We start from the raw sequence: 5,728 nt of genomic DNA on the forward strand, positions 1-5,728 counted from the left end.
CCGGCGGCGCCCCCGAGGGCCGGCCCGCCCGGCCGCCGGAGCGGATCCCCGGCCCGGCCCGGCTGCGGATCGCCCTGCCCTCCGCCCCGGTACCCCACGCCCTCCCAGCGGCCCCCGCCCGGCCGGTGCCGCTGCCCGCGGCCCCCGCGCGACCCACAGCATCCGTACGGCCCGCAGAACCCGTAGCATCCGCAGCACCGGCAACACCCGCAGGACCCGCAGCACCGGCACGACCCGCAGCACCCGCAGTTCCCGCAGCACCCGCAGTTCCAGAAAAGACAGCAGCACCGGCAGCAGACGCAATGCCCGTGGCACCCGTACAGTCCGCACCGGCGGAAGGAACCGAATCATGACCGCAGCAGCACAGTCGTCCGGAGACCTCGACTGGCTCCTGGACGAACTGGTCGGCCGGGTGGCCACCCTGAGGCACGCGGTGATCCTCTCCAGCGACGGCCTGGCCACCGGGGTGTCCGGCGGCCTCGGCCGCGAGGACGCCGAGCACCTGGCGGCGGTCGCGGCCGGCTTCCACAGCCTGGCCAAGGGCGCCGGCCGGCACTTCCAGGTCGGCGGGGTCCGGCAGACCATGGTCGAGCTGGACGAGGCCTTCCTGTTCATCACCGCCGCCGGTGACGGCAGCTGCCTGGCCGTGCTGGCCGACGCCGAGTCGGACGTCGGCCAGATCGCCTACGAGATGGCCCTGCTGGTGAAGCGGGTCGGCGAGCACCTGTCCGCCGAGCCGCGCACCGAGCCCGCTCCGCCGGGGAGATGAGTGAGCCGATGAGCACCGAGGACGCCGCCACCGAGCCCGTGCCCGACCTGTTCGCGCCCCGCACGCCCGTGGACGACCGCTGGTTCGACGACGACGCGGGCCCGGTGGTGCGGCTGTTCTCGATGACCGGAGGCCGGGCCAGGCCCGCCGACGACGGTCTGTTCGACCTGATCTCCCTGGTCACCGCGGTGGCCGGGGCCGAACAGGAGGCCACCGAGCATCCGTTGGCGCCCGAGCACCACGCGATCCTGGCGCTGTGCCGGGACGAGCCGCTGAGCGTCGCGGAGCTCGGTTCCTACACCGACCTGCCGGTCAGCGTCGTGCGGGTGCTGCTCGGCGACCTGAACGACGCCCGGCTCGTCGACGTCACCCGACCCGTCCAGCTCGCCCAGCTTCCGGACGAGCGCCTGCTGCGAGATGTGATCAATGGCCTCCGCGCACTCTGAGACCTCCGCCCTGACAGGCACCGACGCCCCGACGGGCACCGAACCCGCGCGCCAGGGACCCTGGGGCAACGCGGCGCTGAAGATCCTGGTGGCCGGCGGCTTCGGCGTCGGCAAGACCACGCTGGTCGGCGCGGTCAGCGAGATCCGGCCGCTGCGGACCGAGGAGCAGCTGAGCGAGCTGGGCCGGCCGGTCGACGACACCCACGGGGTGGAGGCCAAGCGGACCACCACGGTCGCGATGGACTTCGGCCGGATCGACCTGAGGCCGGGCCTCGCGCTGTACCTGTTCGGCACCCCGGGCCAGGACCGGTTCTGGTTCGTCTGGGACGAGCTGGCGCGCGGTTCGCTGGGCGCGGTGGTGCTCGCCGACACCCGGCGGCTGGCCGACTGCTTCCCGTCGGTCGACTTCTTCGAGCGGCGCGGGATCCCGTTCGTGGTCGCGGTGAACTGCTTCGAGGGCACCGAGGTGCACGCGCCGCAGGACGTCCGGGCCGCCCTCGACCTCGACCCGCAGGTGCCGGTGCTGCTCTGCGACGCCCGCAGCCGGGAGGACGGCAAGGAGCTGCTGATCCGGCTGGTCGAGCACGCCGCGGACCGGGTCAGGGCCGCGCGCGGCTGACCGCCCGGGACGGATCCGGCGAAATGGGACGCAATCCAAGGCGGTGCGGCCCGTTGGGGCGCAGCACCGCGTTCATCTGATTGAATAGGCCCATGAATCATGTCGAGGACAGCGCTGAGGGTCGCCACGACCTTGAGCCGTTCTGGCCGTCCCGACAGCCGCACCTCTTCGACCAGACGTGTCCGGGTTCGCCTCGCGCGTCCCGGCGCTCCGCGGCCTGACCTTCCGTCAGTCCCGCCCGCACGGCCCCGGTTCGACGCGCAGACGCTTCCACCCCGTCGTCACGCGCGAAAGAGCGGCACCATGTCTTCTTCCACGGCCACCCTGCCCGTCCCTGCCTCCACCCCGCACCTGCGTGCGGTCCGGTCCGTCCCCTCGGGCGGCGACCGCTGGCGCGAGCCCGTCCATCCGCCCCGCCCGGCGCCGTCCCAGCAGCCCGCCGCGATACCGGCCGCGCTGGCCCAGCTGACCGGCCTCCCCGAGGGGGCGCTGGTCGCGGCACTGCCGCAGTCCGCGCTCCCGCAGGCGCTGCTCGCGCAGTACGGCGCCCAGGTGGGCGCCGCCCCCGGGCACCCGCTGATCGGCTACCTGCTGCTGGTCCCGGCGCCCGAGCCGGAGCAGCCCGCCCCGGCCCCGGTCCGGCCCGCGCCGGCGCCCGCCGCGGTGCCCGCCGCGAACGGGATCAGCGTCGACCCGGACCGCCGCAACGCCTATGTGGACGGCACCCAACTCGACCTCACCTACCTGGAGTTCGAGCTGCTCGCCCACCTCACCCGGCACCCGCACCGTGTGCACACCCGCGACCACCTGGTCTCCGCCGTCTGGGGCTACGGCCACGTCGGCGACGGCCGGACGGTCGACGTCCACGTGGCCCGGCTGCGCCGCAAGCTCGGCGCGCCCTACCGGGACAGCATCGTGACGGTGCGCCGGGTCGGCTACAAGTACACGCCGGTGAACTGAGGCCGGCGGCGCCCGGCCGGTACGCCCGGTCGGCACGGTCCGGGGGGCGGGGCCTCGGCGCCCGCCCCCCGGACCGCGCCCGTGCTACCGGCTGAGCCGGTCGATCTCCGCCAGCTCCTCCGCGGTCAGCGGAGCGCCGTCCAAGGCGTCGATGTTCTGGTCGAGTTGGGCGACGCTGCTGGCTCCCACGATCACCGACACCACCCGCGGGTCGCGCAGCACCCAGGCCAGGGCCAGCTGGGCGAGGCTCTGGCCGCGCTGCTCGGCCACCTTGTTCAGGGCGCGCAGCTGCCGCAGCTTGCCGCCGGTCAGCGCCTGCTCCTTGAGGAAGCGGCCGACCGACATCCGCGAGCCGGCCGGCACCTCCCCGGTGAGGTACCGGTCGGTCAACAGGCCCTGGGCGAGCGGGGAGTAGGCGATCAGGCTGGTCTGGGTGTCACCGACGGCGGTCAGCAGGCCCTCGTCCTCGGGCACCCGGTTCAGGATCGAGTAGCTGGCCTGGTTGAGCAGCATCGGCGTGCCCAGCTCGCGCAGGAACGCCACCGCCTCGCGGTGCTGCTCGGCCGGGTAGTTGGAGATCGCCGCGTACAGCGCGCGGCCGGAGCGCACCGCCGTGTCCAGCGCGCCCATGGTCTCCTCGAGCGGGGTCTCGGGGTCGTACCGGTGCGAGTAGAAGACGTCGACGTACTCCAGGCCCATCCGGTCCAGCGACTGGTCGAGGCTGGCCAGCAGGTACTTGCGGGACCCGCCGTCGCCGTACGGGCCCGGCCACATGTCGTAGCCGGCCTTGGAGGCGATGAACAGCTCGTCCCGGTACGGGCGCAGGTCCTGGGCGAACAGCGTGCCGAAGTTGCGCTCTGCGCTGCCGTACGGCGGGCCGTAGTTGTTCGCCAGGTCGAAGTGGGTGATGCCGCGGTCGAAGGCGCGGCGCAGCACCGCGCGCTGTACCTCCAGCGGCTGGGTGTCCCCGAAGTTGTGCCAGAGACCGAGTGAGACGGCGGGCAGCTGCACCCCGCTGCGTCCGGCACGGCGGTAGGTCATCGACCGGTAGCGGTCGTCGGCGGCGCGATAGCTCATGCCGATCATCCTGCCAGGCGGCCGGTGCCGGGCCGGACCACCGGACCACCGGACCGCCCGGCGTACCCTGGCCGGACCGGCCACCCCGGCCACCCCGGACACCGGACCGGGCACCGCACCGCCGTACGGACAACGGACAGGAGAAGCCGATGCGCCCGCGCCCCGCCGCCGACCGCGCGGACCTGGTCGACCTCGCCGATCGCGCGGACCTGGACCGGCTGCTGCGGCGCTTCTACCCGGCCGCCTTCGCCGACCCGCTGATCGGCCCGTTCTTCACCGAGCTGGCCGGTCTCGACCTGGAGGCCCACCTCCCGCACATCACCGACTTCTGGGAGCGCGCGCTGCTGCGCACCGGGGAGTACCGGCGAAACGCCTTCGCCCCGCACGCCGTGCTGCACCGGCGGCGGCCGCTGACCGCCGAGCACTTCGGCCGCTGGGTGCAGCTGTGGCGGGCCAGCGTGGACGGCCTCTACCGGGGGCCGGTGGCGGAGCGCGCCAAGGAGCAGGGCGAGCGGATCGCGCTCGGCATGCTGCGGCGCACCTCGGGTGGCGCCACCGGCGGCGGCGCGGGTGGGTTCGTGCCGCTGTCGGCGGTGCTGCTGCGGAGCTGAGGCCCGGAGCTGAGGCCCAGGACTGAGAGGCCGGGCCGGGGGTCCGGGCCGAGCGGCCTGGGGTGCGGGTCCGGAGAGCGGCCGGTGGCGGCCCCGGCGCCCGGGCCGCGCGCCGTCGCATAGGCTCGGGAGGACCCCGGAACTGCGGCGCGAGGAGGGCAGGTGCGGTACGGCGGCGGCGCCCCGGTGTACGTGCGCGGAGCAGCCTTGCCCGGACCGGCGGACGCCCGGGCGGGCAGCCCGGGCCCGGCCCGGGTGCCGGTCGGCTTCACCGTGCTCGGCCCGCTGACGGCGGTCGTCGGCGGTCGCCAGGTCGCGCTCGGCGGGCCCCGGCAGCGCGGCGTGCTCGCCCGGCTGCTGGTGGCCCGGGGGCGGGTGGTGCCGGTGGAGCGGCTGATCGACGACCTGTGGAGCGGACGGCCGCCGGCCAAGGCCGCGGCCTCGCTGCAGGCGTACGTGTCGAACCTGCGGCGGCTGCTGGAGCCCGAGCGCGGCCCGCGTGAGCCGGCGCGGCTGCTGCTGAGCCGGGCGCCCGGGTACGCCCTGGAGCCGGCCGCCGCGAGTGCCGTGGACGCCTGGGACTTCGAATCCCGGCTGCGGCGCGCGCGGGAGCTGCTGTCGCCCGCCGCCACCGGGGCCGGTGTCGGGGTCGGCAGGCCGGACGGGCCGCTCTCCCGGGCGGTGCAGGACGCACTGGCGCTCTGGCGGGGCCCGGTGCTGGCCGAGTTCGCCGATCAGCCGTGGGCGCTGGCGGAGATCGGCAGGCTGGACGAACTCCGGCTCTCCGCTCGTGAGTTGGCGGTGGAGGCGGCGCTCGCCGAGGGCCGCCCGGCGGACGCCGTGCCCGAGGCCCGGGAGCTGGCCGAGGGCCATCCGCTGCGCGAGCAGGGCTGGCGCCTGCTGGCGCTCGCGCTCTGGGGCGCCGGTCGGCAGGCCGAGGCGCTGGACGCGCTGCGCGCTGCCCGCGCGCTGCTGACCGGTGAACTCGGTCTCGACCCGCACCCGGCACTGACCGAGCTGGAGTCCGCGATCCTCAACCAGCGCACCGCCCAGCTGCTCCCGGGTCCGGCCGGGTCCGCCGCCGGGGCCGCTGCGCCGTCCGCCCTCCCGTCCGCGCCGCCGGCCGCTGCCGCGCCCGACGGCGTGCCCGCACTGCCGGCCGGGCGGTTGTTCGTCGGCCGGGAGGGCGAGCTGCGGACGCTGCGGCAGGCCGCCCGGGAGGCCGGGGCGGGGGGGGACCCGGGGG

General features: G+C 75.5%; 7 protein-coding genes. 6 read left to right on the forward strand and 1 reads right to left on the reverse strand.

Annotated elements, in window-relative coordinates; all coding sequences use genetic code 11:
- Nucleotides 1-349 precede the first annotated feature (349 nt).
- The 4 genes from AA75_RS29185 (at nt 350) to AA75_RS29200 (ending at nt 2,794) form a co-directional block, all read left to right on the forward strand.
- The gene (locus tag AA75_RS29185) at nt 350-769 is read left to right on the forward strand and encodes a roadblock/LC7 domain-containing protein (protein ID WP_033823285.1); all 420 of its coding nucleotides are present in this window, start codon (nt 350-352) and stop codon (nt 767-769) included.
- 8 nt (nt 770-777) lie between these two features.
- A complete protein-coding gene (locus AA75_RS29190) occupies nt 778-1,215 on the forward strand; it encodes a DUF742 domain-containing protein (RefSeq protein ID WP_082526902.1) in 438 nt (145 codons plus the stop codon).
- On the forward strand, nt 1,196-1,834 hold the full coding sequence (locus AA75_RS29195) for an ATP/GTP-binding protein (RefSeq protein WP_033823286.1): 639 nt from the start codon (nt 1,196-1,198) through the stop codon (nt 1,832-1,834). The genes AA75_RS29190 and AA75_RS29195 overlap by 20 nt, the downstream gene beginning before the upstream one ends.
- A gap of 303 nt (nt 1,835-2,137) precedes the next feature.
- Nucleotides 2,138-2,794 (forward strand): winged helix-turn-helix domain-containing protein, encoded by a 657-nt coding sequence (locus AA75_RS29200; RefSeq protein ID WP_033823287.1) that lies wholly within the window; start codon nt 2,138-2,140, stop codon nt 2,792-2,794.
- Between the two features lie 84 nt (nt 2,795-2,878).
- Here the strand turns inward: AA75_RS29200 and AA75_RS29205 are convergent, their stop codons facing one another.
- A complete protein-coding gene (locus AA75_RS29205; RefSeq protein WP_033823288.1) occupies nt 2,879-3,871 on the reverse strand; it encodes an aldo/keto reductase in 993 nt (330 codons plus the stop codon).
- A 149-nt stretch (nt 3,872-4,020) separates the two neighbouring features.
- Between AA75_RS29205 and AA75_RS29210 the strand changes: the two genes are divergently transcribed.
- Nucleotides 4,021-4,482 (forward strand): group III truncated hemoglobin, encoded by a 462-nt coding sequence (locus AA75_RS29210; RefSeq protein WP_051813663.1) that lies wholly within the window; start codon nt 4,021-4,023, stop codon nt 4,480-4,482.
- A 207-nt stretch (nt 4,483-4,689) separates the two neighbouring features.
- On the forward strand, nt 4,690-5,728 hold a 1,039-nt coding region (locus tag AA75_RS29215), incomplete at its 3' end, for a BTAD domain-containing putative transcriptional regulator (RefSeq protein ID WP_199520436.1).

This window comes from Kitasatospora sp. MBT63, assembly GCF_000710465.2.
Lineage (GTDB): Bacteria > Actinomycetota > Actinomycetes > Streptomycetales > Streptomycetaceae > Kitasatospora.

Bases quoted from the DNA above. Each gene is read 5' to 3' on its own strand.
- AA75_RS29185 (WP_033823285.1), top strand. From the start codon at position 350: ATGACCGCAGCAGCACAGTCGTCCGGAGACCTCGACTGGCTCCTGGAC.
- AA75_RS29190 (WP_082526902.1), top strand. From the start codon at position 778: ATGAGCACCGAGGACGCCGCCACCGAGCCCGTGCCCGACCTGTTCGCG.
- AA75_RS29195 (WP_033823286.1), top strand. From the start codon at position 1,196: ATGGCCTCCGCGCACTCTGAGACCTCCGCCCTGACAGGCACCGACGCC.
- AA75_RS29200 (WP_033823287.1), top strand. From the start codon at position 2,138: ATGTCTTCTTCCACGGCCACCCTGCCCGTCCCTGCCTCCACCCCGCAC.
- AA75_RS29205 (WP_033823288.1), bottom strand. From the start codon at position 3,871: ATGAGCTATCGCGCCGCCGACGACCGCTACCGGTCGATGACCTACCGC.
- AA75_RS29210 (WP_051813663.1), top strand. From the start codon at position 4,021: ATGCGCCCGCGCCCCGCCGCCGACCGCGCGGACCTGGTCGACCTCGCC.